The following is a 16,830-nucleotide window of genomic DNA, read 5'->3' on the forward strand; positions in this document are numbered from 1 at the left end:
CCCATGGACTCTGAAACAGATTATGTCGTTGTCGGCGGCGGCTCCGCCGGTTGTGTCATGGCCGGCAGGCTCAGTGAGGACCCGAATACCCAGGTGACTCTGCTCGAGGCTGGCGGGGGCAATGCCAGCCATTGGCTGGTGACCGCTCCCGCGGCCGTCGTACTGACCGTGCCGAAGAAGGTGAATAACTGGGGCTTCGAGACCGTGCCCCAGCCTGCCCTCAACGGCCGCCGGGGCTACCAGCCCAGAGGCAAGGTATTGGGTGGTTCCTCCGCGATTAATGCCATGGCCTATATCCGCGGCCACAGGCGGGACTATGACGAATGGGCGCGGCTCGGAAACCCGGGCTGGTCCTTTGATGAGGTTCTGCCTTACTTCAAACGCTCAGAGCATAATTACGATATTCACAACGAGTGGCACGGCCAGGATGGCCCCCTGAGCGTGACCAACCTGCGCAGTGATAACCCATTCCAGCTGCACTACCTCAAGGCTGCCCGGGAAGTCGGCTACCCCGTCAATGATGACTTCAACGGTCCGGAGCAGGAAGGCATCGGGCTCTATCAGGTCACCCAGGCCAATGGTGAACGCTGGAGCAGCTACCGGGGTTATGTGGAGCCTCACCGGACCACACGAAAGAACCTCCGGATCGAGACTGGCGCCCTTACGCTTCGTGTTTTGTTCGATGGCAAGCGCGCCGTTGGGGTGGAATACCGCCAGAAGGGTAAGACCTATACGGTGAAAGCGCGTCGGGAGGTGCTTGTCTGCGCCGGAGCGCTCCAGAGCCCCCAGATCCTTATGTTGTCGGGAGTGGGGGACAGCACGGAACTTGCCCGGCATGATATCGAGGTCATCCACCACTCGCCTGAGGTGGGCAAAAACCTGAAAGATCACCCGGATTTCATCTTCGCCTACAAGTCAAAAGACGACAGTTTGCTGGGCCTGTCCCTCAAAGGCGGGCTGCACCTATTTCGGCAGATACGCCATTACCGCAAAGTCCGCCGTGGCCTTGTGACCTCAAACTTTGCCGAGGGCGGCGGTTTTCTGAAAACCCGGCCTGAACTTGAAGCCCCCAACATTCAGCTGCATTTTGTGATTGCCCTTGTGGATGACCACGCCAGAACGCTGCACCGCGGCCATGGTTTTTCCTGCCACTTCTGTCTGCTCAGGCCAAAAAGCACGGGCAGCATCTGGCTCAAGGATGCCAACCCGGAGTCGCCGCCGGCCATAGACCCTGCTTTCTTAAGTAACCCGGAGGATCTTGAGGAGATGGTCGAGGGTTACAAGATGACGGAGCGACTCATGAAGGCGCCGGCTCTTGCCCAGTTCATCGAGAAGGATATTTTCACCGGCAATGTCAAAACCGACGATGATATACGCGACATCCTGCGACAGCGAGTGGACACCGTGTACCACCCGGTAGGCACCTGCAGGATGGGTGCGGACGAGGATGCAGTGGTGGATCCGACCCTGAGGGTCAGGGGGGTGGAAGGACTGCGGGTTATTGACGCCTCCGTAATGCCGACAATCATTGGTGGCAATACCAATGCGCCCACGATCATGATTGCCGAGAAGGCCGCCGACATGATTCGCGCTGGCGGCTGACAGTCATGCCGGCCCAGCCAAAGGGCCGGCGGGATCTCTCAGGCTTCGGCGTTGTGGTAGACGTTCTGGACGTCGTCGAGTTCGTTCAGCATGTCGAGGAATTTCTCGAACATGGCAACGTCATCCCCTTCCACCGGCGTGGTGGTCTGGGGCAGGAACTGGATTTCGTCAACGTCGAACTCCAGTTCACCAAAGGCTTCAATCAAGGCCTGCTTGGCTTTGGCGTAGTCTGTATTGGGGGCGAATACCGTAATCCTGCCGTCTTCGTTCTCAATGTCACTTACATCCACGTCTGCTTCCATGAGCGCTTCAAGGGCGGCTTCCTCATCGTCACCCTGAAAAGCGAGAATGGCGCAGTGGTCGAACATGTGGCTGACGCTGCCCGGGGTGCCGATTTTACACTTGGTCTTGGTAAAGCACTGGCGCACGTCACCAAAGGTCCGGTTTGGGTTGTCCGTGAGGCAATCAATGATGACCATGCAGTTGCCCGGGCCAAACCCCTCGTAGCGAGCGGTCGAGAAATCCTCACCGCCGCCGCCCCGGGCCTTGTCGATGGCCTTTTCAATCACATGGGCCGGCACCTGGTCTTTCTTGGCCCGGTCTATGAGGCCCCGGAGCGAAAGGTTGCCATCAGGATCGGTTCCGCCAGCCTTGGCGCATACATAGATCTCGCGCCCGTATTTGCTGTAGACCTTGGTTTTGGCGTTTGCCGTCTTGGCCATGGAGTCTTTGCGGTTCTGGTAGGCTCTGCCCATTACACTGTCTCATTGGTATCCGAAAAAGGAGCCAAATTTTACACACAATACCGGCGTCAGATCCATTTCTGTTCGTTACTATGGAGTCACTTCGCCTTTCATACAGGAAAATCTGCCAATGACAGCACATCTCTTGGGTCGGGTTATGGTCAGGGACACATCACTCTGGCAGCAATACGTGGCGGGCGTTACCGAATCACTGGCGGGGCACGGTGCAAAGGTTCTGCTCCGGGGTCACAAGTCTCTGGCGCTGGCCGGGGACGACAGCCACACGCAGGTAGTCGTTATCGAGTTTCCGGATATTGCAACGCTTCAGGGGTGGTACTACGGTGACCGCTATCAGGCGTTGGTGCCGCTGCGGGACAGGGCCGCTGACGTGGTTATCATTGCCTACGAAACATAGAGGGCTGACGAAACCGGGGAAGCACCCCAGCAGGTAATGCCGGGGGTTTTCTGGACTCATTCCGGTGGCCGGGGCTTTCGCCTTGCAGGATCACGCGCGCCTCCCAGACCTTGGGAGGCAGCGTCTGAGATAGCCCGCCCCAGGGTCCGCCTGGCTTGCGGATTGACGCCAAGGTAGAACCCCGCAGCGAAGGTGCTCGCGGTAACCAGCGGCCTGTGCTCCCTGACCGTTTTCTCTAGTTGCCCGACAAGCTTGTTCATCGCTGCAGCTTCAGCCATCAACCCGCCAATACCAGCCAGGTCCTCTGCCGGCGGCTCTTCGGCCAAGGGCTTGGGGGGCGGGGTCAGTACGGCCTTGGCGATCAGCACGATGATCAGCGCGACCACCAGCATCACAAAGCCTGTCGCTGCTGCGGCACCGGCCGGGGGCCACCAATGGGTTAGACCCAGATACAGCCCGGCAACCATGAAGCCGAACCCGACCAGAGCCACCAGCACGGACAGACACAGGAGTGTCATGGAAAACAGTGCCTGTACCACTGTTTCACGAATCATGGAAACAACCTAGCGGCGTGACTGGACAAGCAGACCGGTGATCAGACCGATTACGAAGGTAAGCAGGACGCTGCTGAACGGCTTGTCTTCGATCTGCGACTCCACTGCGTTCGTTGCCTTGCGGGCGCTGGTTTGGGCCTGGTCCATACCGGCCTTGACCTGGTCATAGCTCTGTTCGGTCCGGTTAGCAGCCATGGTTTTGAGGGTCTCGGTAATGCTGCGCATGTCGTTGCGCAATTGGGTTACTTCACTGCGAAGCTTGTCTACGTCCTGGTCCGCCATGGGGTTCTCCTTTTTGTTCAAGCTTGTAGGTGAATGGCTTGAGGCCACTCGAAATATGCCATTGGAACATCATTTGAGCCGCGGCATACCCCTTACACTATGGCCGCGCTTGAGTTTTTTCAATGCCTGTAGCGCAAAGTAGCCCTTTCAAAGGTAATAAACTGCCTGACCAGTTATAGTTTTAACCAGACCGGACCGCCAGGGTACATGGCGGCATACTCACTTTCTGCTCCAGCAGGCACGGCACATACAATCGTGGCTGCGATGGGGCGTCCAGTCAAAGGATGACCTCAGATGGTCGCGCCTGAACGCACTAATGTCGTTCTCATAGGTATGCCCGGTTCGGGCAAGAGTACAGTCGGAGTATTGCTTGCCAAACGGTCAGCCCGGGGCTTCGTGGACACTGACTTGCTGATCCAGACTGCTACTGGCCAGACTCTGCAGGAGATTGTCGACCGCAGCGGCTACCAAACGCTGCGCAAAGTTGAGGAGCGTGAGTTGCTGCAAATCGAGCTGGCACGCCATGTTATCGCCACCGGAGGCAGCGCCGTCTACAGCGACGCTGCCATGCAGCACCTGAGGCGCTCGGGGGTAATTGTTTTTCTGGATGTCAGCCTCGCTACAGTGGAAGCGCGCATCGGCGACTTCAGTCTGCGGGGCATTTCAAAGCGAGCGGACCAGAGCATCCAGGCGCTCTTCCATGAGCGCGGCCGGCTCTACCGCCAGTATGCTGACATCATCGTCTCTGCGGACACCCTTGATCAGGAGCAGACCTGCGATCACATCCTGGCGGCTATTCGCCAGAGGGCTGGATAACAAGTCATCCGGACTATTGCCCAGGCGATCACTGACCGCTTTTATCAGTTTGACTGTTATCACTCTCAATACGCTCAAGCAGGTCGTTAACAGTCCGGGCAAACTGCACCGGCGAGTCTTCCTGGAGAAAGTGACCGCCTGTCAGGGTGACATGGGGCTGGCCCTTGGCGCCGGGGATGCGTTCCTGCATGTACTTGTCGCCGCCCCGCATAATGGGGTCGCCGTTACTGAAGGTGGTTAGGAACGGTTTCTGCCAGTTTTCCAGTACTTTCCAGGCCTTGCGGTTGGGTTCGGACGCCGGGTTGTCAGGGGTTACGGGCACCAACTTGGGAAAAGCCCGGGTTCCGGCCTTGTACTTGCTGCTGGGGAAGGGCGCATCATAGGCACGACGCTCCTCGGGCCCGAGAGTGCGGAAACTGCCAGCGTTGACGATACGGGAAATGGGAAACCAGGGGCTGTACATGGCAAAGCCACGCCATAGCTGGAAGGCTTTGGGTACTGCCTGATCACCGGTGGGTAACATGCCATTACCCACGACAATGGCCCTGAACCGATCGGGATGTTCCGCTGCCAGTCGCAGGCCCAGCAATGAGCCCCAGTCCTGGCAGACGAGGGTAATGTCGGTAAGTGCCAGTTGATCCAGCAAGGACAGCAGCCAGTCAAGGTGGCTCTGGTAACTGTAGTCGTCCACCTTTACCGGTTTGTCGGATTTGCCGAAGCCGATCAGGTCCGGAGCAATTACCCGGTGGCCGGCGGCTGCGCAGATCGGAATCATGTGACGGTACAGATAGGACCAGGACGGCTCGCCGTGGAGCATCAGCACGGGCCTGGCGTTGGAGGGGCCTTCATCCACGTAATGCATGCGCATACCGTCGACCTCCAGGTAGTGAGGTTCGAACGGGTAATCGAGCAGTCGTTTAAAACGCGATTCGGGTGTTCTCAAGGTTTTCATTAAGGCTTCCCTGTCTGGTTGCAAAACTAACACTCTACCCCACTGGGGCAGACCCGGGTATCGCGCTCCCATTGTATGGTGGCATGGTCGATCCGGTAGCGGTCCTTGAGCACGCGGCTGATCTCCGCGATGACCTTGTCGTCGTCGGAGGGGTCAGGCTTGACCAGATGTGCGGTAAGCGCTACCTCCGTGGTGCTGATGCCCCATATGTGCAGGTCATGCACAGCTTCGACCCCTTCCAGGCTGACCAGAAAGGCTTCGATTTCCTTCGGCTCAATACCTTTGGGCACGGCATCGAGTGCAAGATTGAGCGAATCCCTGAGCAGGGCCCAGGTGCCCACAAAAATGACCGCTGCGATCAGCAGGCTGATCAATGGATCGAGCCATTGCACACCGCTGTACAGAATGACTATGCCCGTTATAACGACGCCCAGTGAGATACCGGCATCGGCTGCCATGTGCACGAAAGCACCGCGAATGTTCAGGTCGGACTTACGGTCGGCCATAAACAGCATCATGGTTGCGGCGTTGATGACTACCCCTATCCCTGCCACCACAATGACCGTTATCCCCGCCACTTCTGCTGGGGTATTCAGTCGGCTGATCGCCTCCCAGGCAATGGCGCCTATGGCCACCAGTAGGATCAGGGCATTGAACAAGGCCGCCAGAATGGTGGTTTTGCGTAGGCCATAGGTGCGCCAGCGGGAGGCCTGACGACTGGCAAGATAGCTCGCCCCCCAGGCCAGAAGCAGCCCCAGCACATCGCTAAGGTTGTGGCCGGCATCTGCCAGTAAGGCCAGCGAGCCGGCAAGAAGCCCATAGATGACCTCCACCACAACAAAGGCGACGTTCAGGCCAATAGCTATGGCGAAGGTACGGTTGTAATTACGGACCCCGTGGCCAGGGCTGTGATGATCATGGGCGTGAGCCATGCAGGTTCCTTGTCATCAATCCAGATTGTGTCCGGTTGGCCTGGGTGCCTGATGGGCGCGGTCCAGAAAGTCAGGCCAGTTCTGGCACCCGCCTCATGCCCTTGCGGATACCCTTCTCCAGCGCCATATGAACCAGTTTTCCGGTAAACGGCACAATGTCGTCGAAACGGATGGAGTAGTTGATGGTTGTCCGGCCCCCAGGCGCATCTGTAAAGCGGATACGGCCAAGATGGTTACGCAAAGGGCTGATGCTGGTGATGCTGTATTCGATCAGTTCGTCAGGTTCAAAGCGGATAATGGTTTCTTCCAGCCCGATGGGGCCGAGCCCTATTTTTCGTACTGAACCCAGACCGTTGGGATCTGCCTGCTGGCTGTCCTTGACGCGTTTGACTGGTGCTCCGAGGAGTTTTCCGAACCTCCGGTGGTCGGCAAACAGGGCGAAAGCCCGCGGTCGGGAAACGCTATAAGTTTCATCAATATCAATCGTGTAGCTTGCCATATCAGTACCTGATTCTCATGGTTCGAAACAGACTAGCCTGTTCCTGCAGTGAAAAAAAGACATCGCCGGTCGTTACGAAGTAATTGGCCCGACTGCCCTGTCCAGACAGCGCCCCCGTTGGACGGATGGCAGGAGGGCAGGCGGTGACAGGCGTCGGGAAAAGCAGGTAGAGTTAGCGGTTACCGTCAATATCAGGACCGCTCATGGAAGATCAGTCGTCCCATTCTCGTTTAGAACAGACCCATAACAACAACGGTTCAACCAGAGCCAGCCCGGCCGAACGCCTGTTTCAGGGTGACCTTGCCACGCCCCTGCAGGGATTGTTCATGCTGGGCATACTTTACACCCTGTATGCCGCCCACAGCATTATCCTGCCCATCGTTCTGGCAATCATGACCAGCCTTCTACTTTCGCCCCTGGTCTACCGGGGCTATCGCATGGGCATTCCCCGGGTGGCCAGCGCGCTGGTCCTGATGCTGCTGCTGATTGCCGGCCTTGCAGGGGTTGGCTGGGCGGTTGGCCAGCCGGCCCTGGATTGGGCTGAAGAGGCACCGGACAGTCTGTCGGAAATCCTGGTTGGCGACAGCGTGCTCAAGACCCAGATCGACAAACTCAACCGGTCCGCAGAGCAGATGGAAGAATCCGTTGAGGGCCTCTCGGACAACGGGGCCGAACCTCAGCCGGTTATTCTGGCAACAGAATCCTGGCGCAGCCAGGTTCTCAGTAAGCTGCGCAACGGGCTTGCCGGGCTGGCGCTGGCACTGGCTCTTACCTACTTTCTGTTGGTGGGTGGTGACCGTCTGATCCAGAATTTTGTGCGTCAGCTACCCCGCAGACGAAGGCGCAAGGCACTGCAGATTGTCCGGGGCTCCCAGGAGGAGATTGCCCGTTATCTGGCGGTCATCGGCATCAGCAATACCGTGGTGGGGGTGGTCACCGGCTTGATGGCGTGGGCGGTGGGGCTGCCGACGCCAGCCGTCTGGGGCGTTGTGGCAGGCCTGGCACGTTTTATACCCTACCTGGGGGTGATCATGACCATTGCCATACTTGCCGTGGTTTCTGCCGCCAGTCTTGATGAACTCTGGATGATCGCCATTCTTCCGGTCGGGTACCTGGTACTGACGGCTCTGGTCGGCTTCTTCATTGAGCCCTGGATTCATGGCTTTCGCATGGCCATCAACCCGGTCGTCATCTTTATCTCGATTTTCTTCTGGGGCTGGCTTTGGGGCCCGGTCGGGGTGCTGCTGGCGGTGCCGCTGATGACGGTAATCCAGGTTGTCCTCAAGCAGATACCCAAGCTGCGCCCGATCTACCGGGTGATTGCACGCTAGAGAGGGAAAAGGTGCACTGGCATAGTAGTGAACGTGGTTTAAAAAAGGTAATCGGGGGCCCCCTGACTCTGCTCGAAAAATGACCTAGGATAAAATTGTGCCGTTGCATGACGGCTCGCCTTTGGCCGGATCCTCCGGTTAAAGGTTCCTGGCACAGGAAGCAGGTAAACGAGCAGGAGGGAGCATGATTCCCACAACGATGAAAGCCGTTCAGCTCACGGGCCACGGCGGGCTGGACAAACTTGTTTACCGCGACGATGTACCGGTACCCGAGCCGGACGCGGAAGAGGTGCTGATCGAAGTCAGCGCCTGTGGTATGAACAACACCGATGTCTGGGTCCGTGAAGGCGCCTATGGCAGCGATACCGATCCCACGGCTGTATCCACCTGGCGGCGGGGCCGCTCAACCCTGGAATTCCCGCGCATTCAGGGTACGGATATCGTCGGCAAGGTCGTCGCTGTCGGGCCAGGAGTGGACCAATCCCGCATTGGCCAGCGGGTAATCGTTGATTTTAGCATCTATAACCGCCCTGAAGGTGATGACAGCCTCGCAGATATTGATTACATCGGTCACGGCCGCGACGGTGGCTATGCCGAATACACCACCGTACCTGCCGCCAACGCCTATACCGTTGATACCGAGATGACCGACGCCGAGCTGGCCACCTTTTCATGCGCCTATCTGACCGGCGAACACATGCTGGACCGGGCGCGGCTGGCAGCCGGTGAGCGGGTTCTGGTGACCGGTGCTTCCGGTGGCGTGGGGTCTGCCATACTGCAACTGGCTCGGGCCCGGGGTGCTATTCCCTACGCTGTGACCTCCGCCGGTAAAGTCCAGGCCATGAAGGACATTGGGGCAGAGGCTACGGTTACCCGGGGTGAAGGCGATCTGGTGCAGAAAACCGAAGAGGCCACCGCCGGCAAGCCCGTGGATGTGGTGGCGGACCTGGTGGCAGGCCCCATGTTTAACGACCTGCTCCGGATTCTGAAAATGGAGGGGCGCTATACCACGGCCGGAGCCATTGGCGGACCGGTGGTGGACCTTGATCTGCGTACGCTCTACCTCAAGCAACAGGAGCTGCACGGTTCCTCCCAGGGCACCCGCAGGGCATTTCGCCGGCTGCTGAAGTACATCGAGCAAGGCAAGATCCGCTCGCTGCTGGATCGCACCTACCGACTTTCCGACTTTCATACCGCCCAGACCGCATTCATGTCCAAGTCCTACGTCGGCAAACTGGTTGTTGTGCCGGACAGCAAGTGGGATGCAGTAGGAGCCCCTCATGCCAAAGATGAACGATAGCCTCGAACGCAGACAGGGGCGCGACAGGCGCCGTCGGGCCGTAGTCGGCGGCGATACGCCGCCGGGGCATCGGACTCGTTCCATCGAACTGGTGGACATGCAGTCCGGGGGTGATGTCAGCCGTATCATCACCCGGGGAGTGGGCCATTTGCCGGGCGGCACCGTTCTGGAGCAGATGCGCTATATCCAGAAGCACGGTGACGGTTTCCGTCGCTGGCTGTTGTCGGAGCCCTACGGGGACCCCTTCATGTCCATTGACCTGATTGTGCCGCCTGACAATCCCGAGGCGCAGGCGGGCTATATCATCATGGAGGCCATGGGGTACCCATTGTATTCGGGCTCCAACACCATCTGCACGGCGGCGGCCATCCTGGAAAATGGCATTGTGCCTATGGAGGAGGGCGAGCAGCAGCTCGTACTGGAATCGCCGGCAGGCCTGGCCCATGTGAAAGCCTATAATCGCAATGGCAGGGTCGAAGCCATTACCACCCAGAGCGAGCCTGCGTTCGTAGCGGCCCGCGATATGGTAGCCGATGTCCCCGGATTTGGCCGGGTGCCGTTTGATCTGGTCTGGAGTGGCGCCTACTTCGCCATGATAGATGCAACCTCGCTGGGCTTCGGGCTGGTGAACGATGAAATGAAGGCGCTGGCGTCCTTTGGCATGGCGTTCGTCGATGCTGCCCGACCGGCCGTGACCCAGGAACATCCTGAGCTTGGCCATGTAGGACCCCTGCCTTTTGCCCATTTCATGGGGCCTGTTGAAGCCGTTGATGAGCACGGGTTCCGGTCCCGGTCCGCCACCTACGTACACCCCGGGGTGATTTGCCGAAGCCCGACCGGAACCGGCACCTCAGCCCGCCTCGCCCTGATGTATGAAATGGGTATGATCAAAGAAGACCAGACACTGGAGACCATATCGCCCCGCGGCAGCTCCTTCATGGGAATGGTCCTGGGTGAAGCTATGGTTGGCTCCCACAAAGGCCTCCATACGGATATCACGGGCAGAGCCTGGACCATTGCCAGGTCTCAGGTGATGCTTGATCTCGATGATCCGCTGGTGGATATGAAAGACCTTGAAGGCGTTCTCAATTCCCATGAGATACCGCCTCAGTCTTGATCTCTGAGTGTCTGAACGGAGCTGGCCTGTACTCTGGGTCAGGCCAGCTCAACACTTGCCTCAACGCCTGGCACGAACTCTGCACTTTCCTCCAGCTTGGTGCCGGAATCATGAGCGCGCCATCGCTTTCACCATGGGCGTCGCCCGGGAGGAAGAGTCCGGGACCGGGCCGCCCTGAATGGCAAGCTCCTTCCTTTCAAGGCCTGGTAAACCTCAGAAACGTCAATCCGGCGTAGATGTCGGATTGGCCGTTCTAAAGCTTCTGCACCCCTGGTTTGTGAGCCCCAGCAAGCCGGTTACGTTTTGTCACTGACTTTTTCGTTCGAAAGAGCAACTATACTGCGGCTAATTGGCGAAAAAGTTCATATCGACTGGCCTGAACTGACACCCGGAACCGGGAATGGCTGTCCGGGGTCTGTTGGGGGACCTTTACGACGGCAGGCCTATCACGTATTTTTATCTCGGCCCAAGAGGACCCACGAATGCGCATCACCTCTGCTCTTGCTAAAACAGTTCAGCTTCTGATCCTGCTTGCCCTTGTGCCATCGGCAGCGGTCGCCAAGGAAAAACTATATCTCTTCACCGAGAATTACCCGCCCTACAACCTGTCCACCACGGGCCAGGGCTTTGCCCATGGGGTAGAAGATATTGCCGGTATCTGCAGTGACATCGTAAAGATCATGATGTCGAACGTGGACTATGACTATGTTATGAAAATGCGGGACTGGAGCCGTTCCTACGATTGGGTTCAGGGACGGGAAAACCACGCCCTGTTCTGTACCGCCCGCACAGACGAGCGTGAAAATGACTTTCAGTGGGTCGGCCCACTGGCGCCAATCAAGTGGACCCTGTTTGCCGCTCCGGGCTCAGAAATCAGGCTGTCATCCCTCGAGGAAGCGCGGCAGTACCAGATTGCCGGCTATAAAGGTGACGTCATGTCTGACTACCTCGTGGCAGAAGGCTTCAACGTCGTCATGAGCATGTCGGGTGAACAGAACCCCCGCAGACTTGCGCTTGGACAGGCCGACCTGTGGGTAACGGACGGGCTTGTCGGGCCGAAAGTCGCTCGGGAAGAGCATGATATTGAAGGCTTGGTGCCAGTTCTGGTGTTCAGGGAGACTCCGATGTACCTGGCTGTGAGTAACCAGACAGCGCCGGGAATCGTAGCGGATTTGCAGAAAGCCCTTGATAAAGCCCGTGCTTCCGGAAGGCTGGACGGTATCGAAGCGCGATATCGCTGACATTGGCGTCAGCACTGCTGGCGCATCTTTCCTGCTAGCACAACCTTTCTAGTTTCTGATCATCAGTAGCTTAGGCCCCGGCCGCGCGAGCGTCCGGGGCAATTCTCCTGTTGCCAACAATGACCAACAGTCATAATATGACCGCCAGTCACGAGTCGATGCCATCTGATGGCCATCGACCAGTCCGCTAAAAAACCGGGTTTTCTATGGGTTATCAGGATGAGGTCTTCCGTAAACGGGAGCAGACACTGTTGGCGACCGCCCTCAAGCTGTTCCAGAAGCATGGCTGGGAGCAGGTAACGGTCGCGCAGGTTGCCGATGCCGCCGGCATAGGTAAGGGTACCGTTTACAAGCACTTTGCCACCAAAGATGAGATCTACGCCAGGCTGGCGCTGGATTTCTCACAACGCTGCCTGGAGGCGTATCGCCGGCAAGGTATTGGCGACCAGGCGTTGGCGTCGATGCGCGCCGTCATCCGGCTGTCGTTCGACCTGATGCACCAGCACCCAACGGAAGTCCAGCTCAGTCTTCACTGCGAACGGCCTGAGTTCCAGGAACGCCTCGGGCCTCGTTTTCAGTCCCGGTTTGCCGAACTCGAGGTGGGTTACACCCGGCTCTTCAACGAGCTTCTGGAAGCCGCCGTGGCCCGGGGCGAGATTCCCCAGGTGCCGATCGAGTCGGTTTTCTGGGGCATTGAGGCGGGCTTTCATGGCGTCATGGCCCGGGTGGCCGCCGGCGGCTTCGGACACTGGAGCACGACACCGGATATGGCGAGGTATTTCGATCACGTTGCTGACTTCATGATTGCCGGGTTGCTTGGTGCCTCGGCCATAGGCGCAACCCTGGAACGACAGGGGCCAAATACAGAAGGAGAATCAACGTGAACCGGGGAAAAATCAAGTTCGGCTCACTGGGACTGGCTCTGCTGGTTGTCATCGTTCTGGTGGTGTGGATGGCCAGCGGCGATGTGAAGGTGGCCAGTGATGAGACGCCTGAGCGTGAAACTGTAGGTGAGGAAAAGCCGCCCAGGGTTCAGGTTCAGATACTTCAAAGCGACAGCTTTGCGCCCAGCATGATGATCCAGGGCCAGGTAGAGCCCTGGCGCAGCGCTTCCATTGACGCCCGGGTTGACGGCGCCATCGAAGAGCTGCCGGTGGCTCAGGGTGACCAGGTCGCAAAGGGCGACTCGCTTATCCGGCTGTCCGATGATGATCGCGCCGGCAACATTCTCAGGGCCCAGGCCAGGGTCCGCCAGATTGAGGCGGAACTGGCGGCAACGGATCGTCTGCGGGCCGACAACCTCGTGTCCCAGACCGAAAAACTGCGTCTTGAAAGCGAGCTGGCCGGGGCCAGGGCGGAGCTTGAGGCGGCCCAGCTGGCGTCTCGCCATCTCAGGCCCCGGGCGCCATTTGATGGCGTGGTCAACCGACGCTATGTGGAGTTGGGGGAATATGTGCAACCTGGCCAGGCCTTGCTGGAGCTTGTGCAGGTGGAACGGTTGAAGGTCACCGGCTTTGCGCCCCAGCAATCGGTAACCAATCTGGCCCCCGGGCAGGAGGTCACGCTGGAACTGCTGGACGGCAGGAGCCTGGAAGGCAGGGTCAGTTTCATTGCCAGCGCCGCCGACGAGGAGACCCGGAGCTTCCGGGTCGAAGTGGAGGTTGCCAATCCCGACAACTGGCGGGTGGCAGGCGCCAGCGCAACAATAAAGATTCATCTGCCTGAGCGACCGGCCGTATTCCTGTCTCCGGCCTATCTCAAGCTGGGGGATGACGGCCGCCTTGGGGTGCACCATGTGGATGACCAGGACCGGGTACAGTTCGCCGAGGTGGAGTTGCTCAGTGCCACAACCGAGGGCGCCTGGGTTGCCGGGCTGCCGGATGGCGTTCGTCTGATCACCCTTGGCGGCGGCTTTGTGTCGCTGGGCGCCAGGGTTGATCCTGTGCCTGAGGACAGCTGATTTATGCGCACGCTTATCTATGCGGCCATGGACCGCAGTCGCACAACCCTGCTGACCCTGCTGTTCCTGATTATCGGTGGTACGGCGGCCTTCCAGTCGATTCCGAAGGAAGCCAACCCCGACATCGCCATTCCGATGATCTATGTTTCCCTTACGCTGGAGGGCATCAGCCCTGAGGATGCCGAGCGGCTTCTGGTGCGTCCCATGGAGCAGGAGTTGCGCTCCCTCGAAGGCATCAAGGAAATGCGCGGGACAGCGTCGGAAGGTCACGCCTCGGTGATGCTGGAATTCGATGCCGGCTTTGACCCCGACAAAGCCCTGCAGGACGTTCGCGAAAAGGTCGACACCGCAAGGTCCAAGATTCCGTCTGAAGCCGACGAGCCCCGGGTGAACGAAGTCAACGTTTCGCTGTTTCCGGTCTTGTCGGTCGGGCTCTCGGGGCCACTGTCCGAGCGGGAGCTGATCACGGTAGCAAGGCGGCTCCAGGACGCCATCGAAGGCATTCCCGAGGTACTTGAAGTGCAGATCGGCGGCGACCGGGAGGACATGCTGGAAATCGTGGTCAACCCGCAGGTGCTGGAAAGTTATGGGATCGACTACGACCAGTTGGCAACCCTGGTAACCCGCAATAACCAGCTGGTGGCGGCAGGTAGCCTGGATACCGGCGCCGGTCGGATGACCATGAAGGTGCCGGGCGTCATCGAAACCATTGAGGATGTCATGGCCATGCCGATCAAGGTGAGCGGTGATTCGGTGGTGACTTTCGGGGATGTGGCCACCCTCCAGCGCGGATTCAAGGATCCCACCGGCTTTGCCCGCATCGACGGCGAACCTGCTCTGGTGCTGGAGGTATCCAAACGCACCGGCGAGAACATCATTGAAACCGTTGCCCAGGTCAAAGGGCTGATTGCCCAAGCCGAATCACAATTTCCCGACGGCCTTGAGGTCCAGTACATCATGGACCAGTCCACGGAAGTCCGGGACATACTGGCGGATCTGCTCAATAACGTTCTGACGGCGATTGTCCTGGTCATCATCGTGATCATCGCTACCATGGGTCTGCGGTCGGCGTTACTGGTCGGCCTGACCATTCCCGGCGCTTTCCTGGCTGGCATACTGCTGATCTGGGGCCTTGGTTACACCCTCAATATTGTCGTGTTGTTCAGCCTGATCCTGGTGGCAGGCATGCTGGTGGATGGCGCGATCGTGGTTTCCGAACTGGCAGACCGTAACCTGCACGATGGCCTGCCGGCCCGTAAAGCTTGGGCAGAAGCTGCCACCCGAATGGCCTGGCCGGTTATTGCCTCCACCGCGACCACGCTGGCGGTGTTCCTGCCGCTGCTGTTCTGGCCCGGCGTCGTGGGGGAGTTCATGAAATTCCTCCCGATTACAGTGATTCTCTGCCTGCTGGCGTCCCTCGCCATGGCCCTGGTTTTCCTGCCGGTGCTTGGCGGTGTCAGTGGCGGCGAAAAGGCGCGCAAGGCAGTTACTGAAGGTCGCTTCAACCAGGGCTACCGCAAGGCACTGGCCAGTCTTCTGAGCTACCCCGGACTGACCCTGCTCGGGGTGGTTGTAGTGACGGGCCTGATCTATGCCGGCTATGCCAGGTTCAATCATGGGGTTGAGTTCTTCCCCAGCGTGGAACCGGACTCGGCCCAGATATGGGTGCGGGCCCGAGGCGACCTGTCGGTCCACGAGAGAGACCGGCTGGTCCAGCGCGTGGAGTCGCGATTGCTGGGCATGCCGGAAGTGAAAGCCATGTACGTCCGCTCAATGGTGAACCCCGGCAACCAGCTGGCCCCGGACGTGGTCGGCGTTCTGCAGTTCCAGTTTGCCGACTGGCACGAGCGACGACCAGCCAGTGAGATTCTGGCGGATTTCAAAAAGCGCACCGAGGACATACCCGGTATCGTGCTTGAGTTTCGCGAGCAGGAGGAAGGCCCGGGCTCCGGCAAGCCGATCGAGATCAAGGTAAGCAGCCTGCAGAGCGCCCAGCTCGAAGATTATGTCGACAAATTACGGGACACGATGGCGCAAACGGATGGGTTTGTGGACGTGGAGGACGACCGCAGCCTGCCCGGCATCGAGTGGCGGCTTGAGGTTGACCGTGAAGCCGCCGCCCGTTATGGCACTGACGTGCTGAGTGCCGGCAGTGCGGTGCGGCTCATTACCAACGGTCTGGTGCTTGCCACCTACAGACCGGAAGATGTCCGGGATGAAGTGGACATTGCCGTGCGGGTACCGGAGATGTGGCGCGAACTCGACCAGTTCGAGCGCCAGACCATCAACACGCCCCGGGGCCAGGTGCCGCTATCGTATTTCCTCACCCTGGAACCGGCCCCGAAGACCGGAACCATACGACGGGTGGACGGCCAGCGCACCGTCACCGTGAAGTCGGATCTGGCGCCGGGAGCCCAGGTGGCCGAGCAGCTCAGGGCCCTTACCAGAGCCATGCCAGAGCCTCCGGAAGGCATAACGGTAAGGTTTGCCGGCGAGGACGAAGAGCAGCAGGAGGCCGGTGTTTTCCTGGCCAGTGCGTTTATGGTTGCCCTGGCACTTATGCTGCTGATTCTGGTAACCCAGTTCAACTCGCTCTACCAGGCACTGCTGATTCTCTCCGCCATCGTGCTTTCTACCGCAGGCGTGTTGCTGGGCCTGCTTCTTAATGGCCAGTCGTTCGGCATTGTCATGGTAGGGATGGGGATCATCGCTCTGGCGGGTATCGTTGTGAACAACAACATCGTTCTGATTGATACCTACAATCACATGCGCAGGGGCGGCATGGCGGCCTACGACGCGGCTCTGGAAACCGGCTCTCTGCGCCTGCGGCCGGTGTTGCTAACCGCTATTACCACCATTCTGGGCCTCATGCCGATGGTCATGGGAATAAACGTTGACCTGCTGACGCCCGCCCTCGGGCTGGGGGCGCCGTCGACCCAGTGGTGGACCCAGCTGTCCAGCGCCATTGCGGGTGGCCTGGCGTTCGCGACCCTGCTGACGTTGTTGCTGACCCCGGCCCTGCTGGTGCTGGGGGATAAGGTTGGCCGAAAGCTGCGACCTCAAAAAACCGGAGAAGCGCTGTGAAA

Annotated in this window: 16 protein-coding genes; 10 read left to right on the plus strand and 6 right to left on the minus strand. The window is 59.1% G+C overall.

The annotated features are described in order from the left end of the window. Window positions 1-3: 3 nt before the first annotated feature. Window positions 4-1,602, plus strand: a complete 1,599-nt coding sequence (locus G7W63_RS12515; protein WP_166258454.1) for a GMC family oxidoreductase — start codon at window positions 4-6, stop codon at window positions 1,600-1,602. 38 nt (window positions 1,603-1,640) lie between these two features. Here G7W63_RS12515 and G7W63_RS12520 read toward each other — a convergent pair whose 3' ends face one another. Further along, window positions 1,641-2,357, minus strand: coding sequence for a YebC/PmpR family DNA-binding transcriptional regulator (locus G7W63_RS12520; protein ID WP_166258457.1), 717 nt, complete (start codon window positions 2,355-2,357; stop codon window positions 1,641-1,643). Between the two features lie 118 nt (window positions 2,358-2,475). On the opposite strand from G7W63_RS12520, the gene G7W63_RS12525 reads away from it, so the two are divergent. Further along, complete coding sequence (locus G7W63_RS12525; RefSeq protein WP_166258460.1) at window positions 2,476-2,760, plus strand: DUF1330 domain-containing protein; 285 nt, start codon at window positions 2,476-2,478, stop codon at window positions 2,758-2,760. 56 nt (window positions 2,761-2,816) lie between these two features. Here the strand turns inward: G7W63_RS12525 and G7W63_RS12530 are convergent, their stop codons facing one another. Together G7W63_RS12530 and G7W63_RS12535 are read right to left on the minus strand one after the other, a co-directional pair. Then, window positions 2,817-3,314, minus strand: a complete 498-nt coding sequence (locus G7W63_RS12530; protein WP_166258463.1) for a phage holin family protein — start codon at window positions 3,312-3,314, stop codon at window positions 2,817-2,819. A gap of 9 nt (window positions 3,315-3,323) precedes the next feature. After that, on the minus strand, window positions 3,324-3,596 hold the full coding sequence (locus tag G7W63_RS12535; protein WP_166258466.1) for a hypothetical protein: 273 nt from the start codon (window positions 3,594-3,596) through the stop codon (window positions 3,324-3,326). A 294-nt stretch (window positions 3,597-3,890) separates the two neighbouring features. Here G7W63_RS12535 and G7W63_RS12540 point away from each other — a divergent pair, with 294 nt between their 5' ends. Further along, window positions 3,891-4,412 (plus strand): shikimate kinase, encoded by a 522-nt coding sequence (locus tag G7W63_RS12540; protein WP_166258469.1) that lies wholly within the window; start codon window positions 3,891-3,893, stop codon window positions 4,410-4,412. Between the two features lie 28 nt (window positions 4,413-4,440). Here the strand turns inward: G7W63_RS12540 and G7W63_RS12545 are convergent, their stop codons facing one another. The 3 genes from G7W63_RS12545 to G7W63_RS12555 all read right to left on the minus strand — a co-directional run bounded on the left by G7W63_RS12545 (window position 4,441) and on the right by G7W63_RS12555 (window position 6,795). Next, entirely contained in the window at window positions 4,441-5,364 is a 924-nt protein-coding gene (locus G7W63_RS12545; RefSeq protein WP_166258472.1) for a haloalkane dehalogenase, read from the minus strand. A gap of 26 nt (window positions 5,365-5,390) precedes the next feature. After that, on the minus strand, window positions 5,391-6,296 hold the full coding sequence (locus G7W63_RS12550) for a cation diffusion facilitator family transporter (protein ID WP_166258475.1): 906 nt from the start codon (window positions 6,294-6,296) through the stop codon (window positions 5,391-5,393). 70 nt (window positions 6,297-6,366) lie between these two features. Beyond that, window positions 6,367-6,795, minus strand: coding sequence for an SRPBCC family protein (locus G7W63_RS12555; protein WP_166258478.1), 429 nt, complete (start codon window positions 6,793-6,795; stop codon window positions 6,367-6,369). A 203-nt stretch (window positions 6,796-6,998) separates the two neighbouring features. On the opposite strand from G7W63_RS12555, the gene G7W63_RS12560 reads away from it, so the two are divergent. From G7W63_RS12560 to G7W63_RS12590, 7 genes are all read left to right on the plus strand, one after another. After that, window positions 6,999-8,126, plus strand: a complete 1,128-nt coding sequence (locus G7W63_RS12560) for an AI-2E family transporter (RefSeq protein WP_166258481.1) — start codon at window positions 6,999-7,001, stop codon at window positions 8,124-8,126. Window positions 8,127-8,310: 184 nt separating this feature from the next. Then, window positions 8,311-9,426 carry an alcohol dehydrogenase family protein gene (locus G7W63_RS12565; RefSeq protein ID WP_166258484.1) on the plus strand — a complete coding sequence of 372 codons (1,116 nt, stop codon included), beginning with the start codon at window positions 8,311-8,313 and terminating at the stop codon, window positions 9,424-9,426. Continuing rightward, window positions 9,407-10,543 (plus strand): proline racemase family protein, encoded by a 1,137-nt coding sequence (locus G7W63_RS12570; protein ID WP_242634412.1) that lies wholly within the window; start codon window positions 9,407-9,409, stop codon window positions 10,541-10,543. Before G7W63_RS12565 ends, G7W63_RS12570 begins: the two co-directional genes overlap by 20 nt. A gap of 482 nt (window positions 10,544-11,025) precedes the next feature. After that, window positions 11,026-11,784: a substrate-binding periplasmic protein gene (locus G7W63_RS12575; protein ID WP_166258488.1), complete on the plus strand. Its 759-nt coding sequence runs from the start codon at window positions 11,026-11,028 to the stop codon at window positions 11,782-11,784. Between the two features lie 206 nt (window positions 11,785-11,990). Then, a complete protein-coding gene (locus tag G7W63_RS12580; protein ID WP_166258491.1) occupies window positions 11,991-12,668 on the plus strand; it encodes a TetR/AcrR family transcriptional regulator in 678 nt (225 codons plus the stop codon). Then, entirely contained in the window at window positions 12,665-13,744 is a 1,080-nt protein-coding gene (locus G7W63_RS12585) for an efflux RND transporter periplasmic adaptor subunit (RefSeq protein ID WP_242634413.1), read from the plus strand. Before G7W63_RS12580 ends, G7W63_RS12585 begins: the two co-directional genes overlap by 4 nt. A 3-nt stretch (window positions 13,745-13,747) precedes the next feature. Beyond that, window positions 13,748-16,828: an efflux RND transporter permease subunit gene (locus G7W63_RS12590; RefSeq protein WP_166258493.1), complete on the plus strand. Its 3,081-nt coding sequence runs from the start codon at window positions 13,748-13,750 to the stop codon at window positions 16,826-16,828. Window positions 16,829-16,830: the final 2 nt, after the last annotated feature.

Source organism: Marinobacter salicampi (assembly GCF_011074795.1).
Taxonomy (GTDB): domain Bacteria; phylum Pseudomonadota; class Gammaproteobacteria; order Pseudomonadales; family Oleiphilaceae; genus Marinobacter; species Marinobacter salicampi.

Excerpts from the sequence above, each read along its gene's own strand:
- G7W63_RS12575 (WP_166258488.1), top strand. The coding sequence starts at position 11,026 with ATGCGCATCACCTCTGCTCTTGCTAAAACAGTTCAGCTTCTGATCCTG.
- G7W63_RS12515 (WP_166258454.1), top strand. The coding sequence starts at position 4 with ATGGACTCTGAAACAGATTATGTCGTTGTCGGCGGCGGCTCCGCCGGT.
- G7W63_RS12550 (WP_166258475.1), bottom strand. The coding sequence starts at position 6,296 with ATGGCTCACGCCCATGATCATCACAGCCCTGGCCACGGGGTCCGTAAT.
- G7W63_RS12540 (WP_166258469.1), top strand. The coding sequence starts at position 3,891 with ATGGTCGCGCCTGAACGCACTAATGTCGTTCTCATAGGTATGCCCGGT.
- G7W63_RS12520 (WP_166258457.1), bottom strand. The coding sequence starts at position 2,357 with ATGGGCAGAGCCTACCAGAACCGCAAAGACTCCATGGCCAAGACGGCA.
- G7W63_RS12570 (WP_242634412.1), top strand. The coding sequence starts at position 9,407 with ATGCCAAAGATGAACGATAGCCTCGAACGCAGACAGGGGCGCGACAGG.
- G7W63_RS12530 (WP_166258463.1), bottom strand. The coding sequence starts at position 3,314 with ATGATTCGTGAAACAGTGGTACAGGCACTGTTTTCCATGACACTCCTG.
- G7W63_RS12535 (WP_166258466.1), bottom strand. The coding sequence starts at position 3,596 with ATGGCGGACCAGGACGTAGACAAGCTTCGCAGTGAAGTAACCCAATTG.
- G7W63_RS12525 (WP_166258460.1), top strand. The coding sequence starts at position 2,476 with ATGACAGCACATCTCTTGGGTCGGGTTATGGTCAGGGACACATCACTC.
- G7W63_RS12560 (WP_166258481.1), top strand. The coding sequence starts at position 6,999 with ATGGAAGATCAGTCGTCCCATTCTCGTTTAGAACAGACCCATAACAAC.
- G7W63_RS12555 (WP_166258478.1), bottom strand. The coding sequence starts at position 6,795 with ATGGCAAGCTACACGATTGATATTGATGAAACTTATAGCGTTTCCCGA.
- G7W63_RS12580 (WP_166258491.1), top strand. The coding sequence starts at position 11,991 with ATGGGTTATCAGGATGAGGTCTTCCGTAAACGGGAGCAGACACTGTTG.
- G7W63_RS12590 (WP_166258493.1), top strand. The coding sequence starts at position 13,748 with ATGCGCACGCTTATCTATGCGGCCATGGACCGCAGTCGCACAACCCTG.
- G7W63_RS12545 (WP_166258472.1), bottom strand. The coding sequence starts at position 5,364 with ATGAAAACCTTGAGAACACCCGAATCGCGTTTTAAACGACTGCTCGAT.
- G7W63_RS12565 (WP_166258484.1), top strand. The coding sequence starts at position 8,311 with ATGATTCCCACAACGATGAAAGCCGTTCAGCTCACGGGCCACGGCGGG.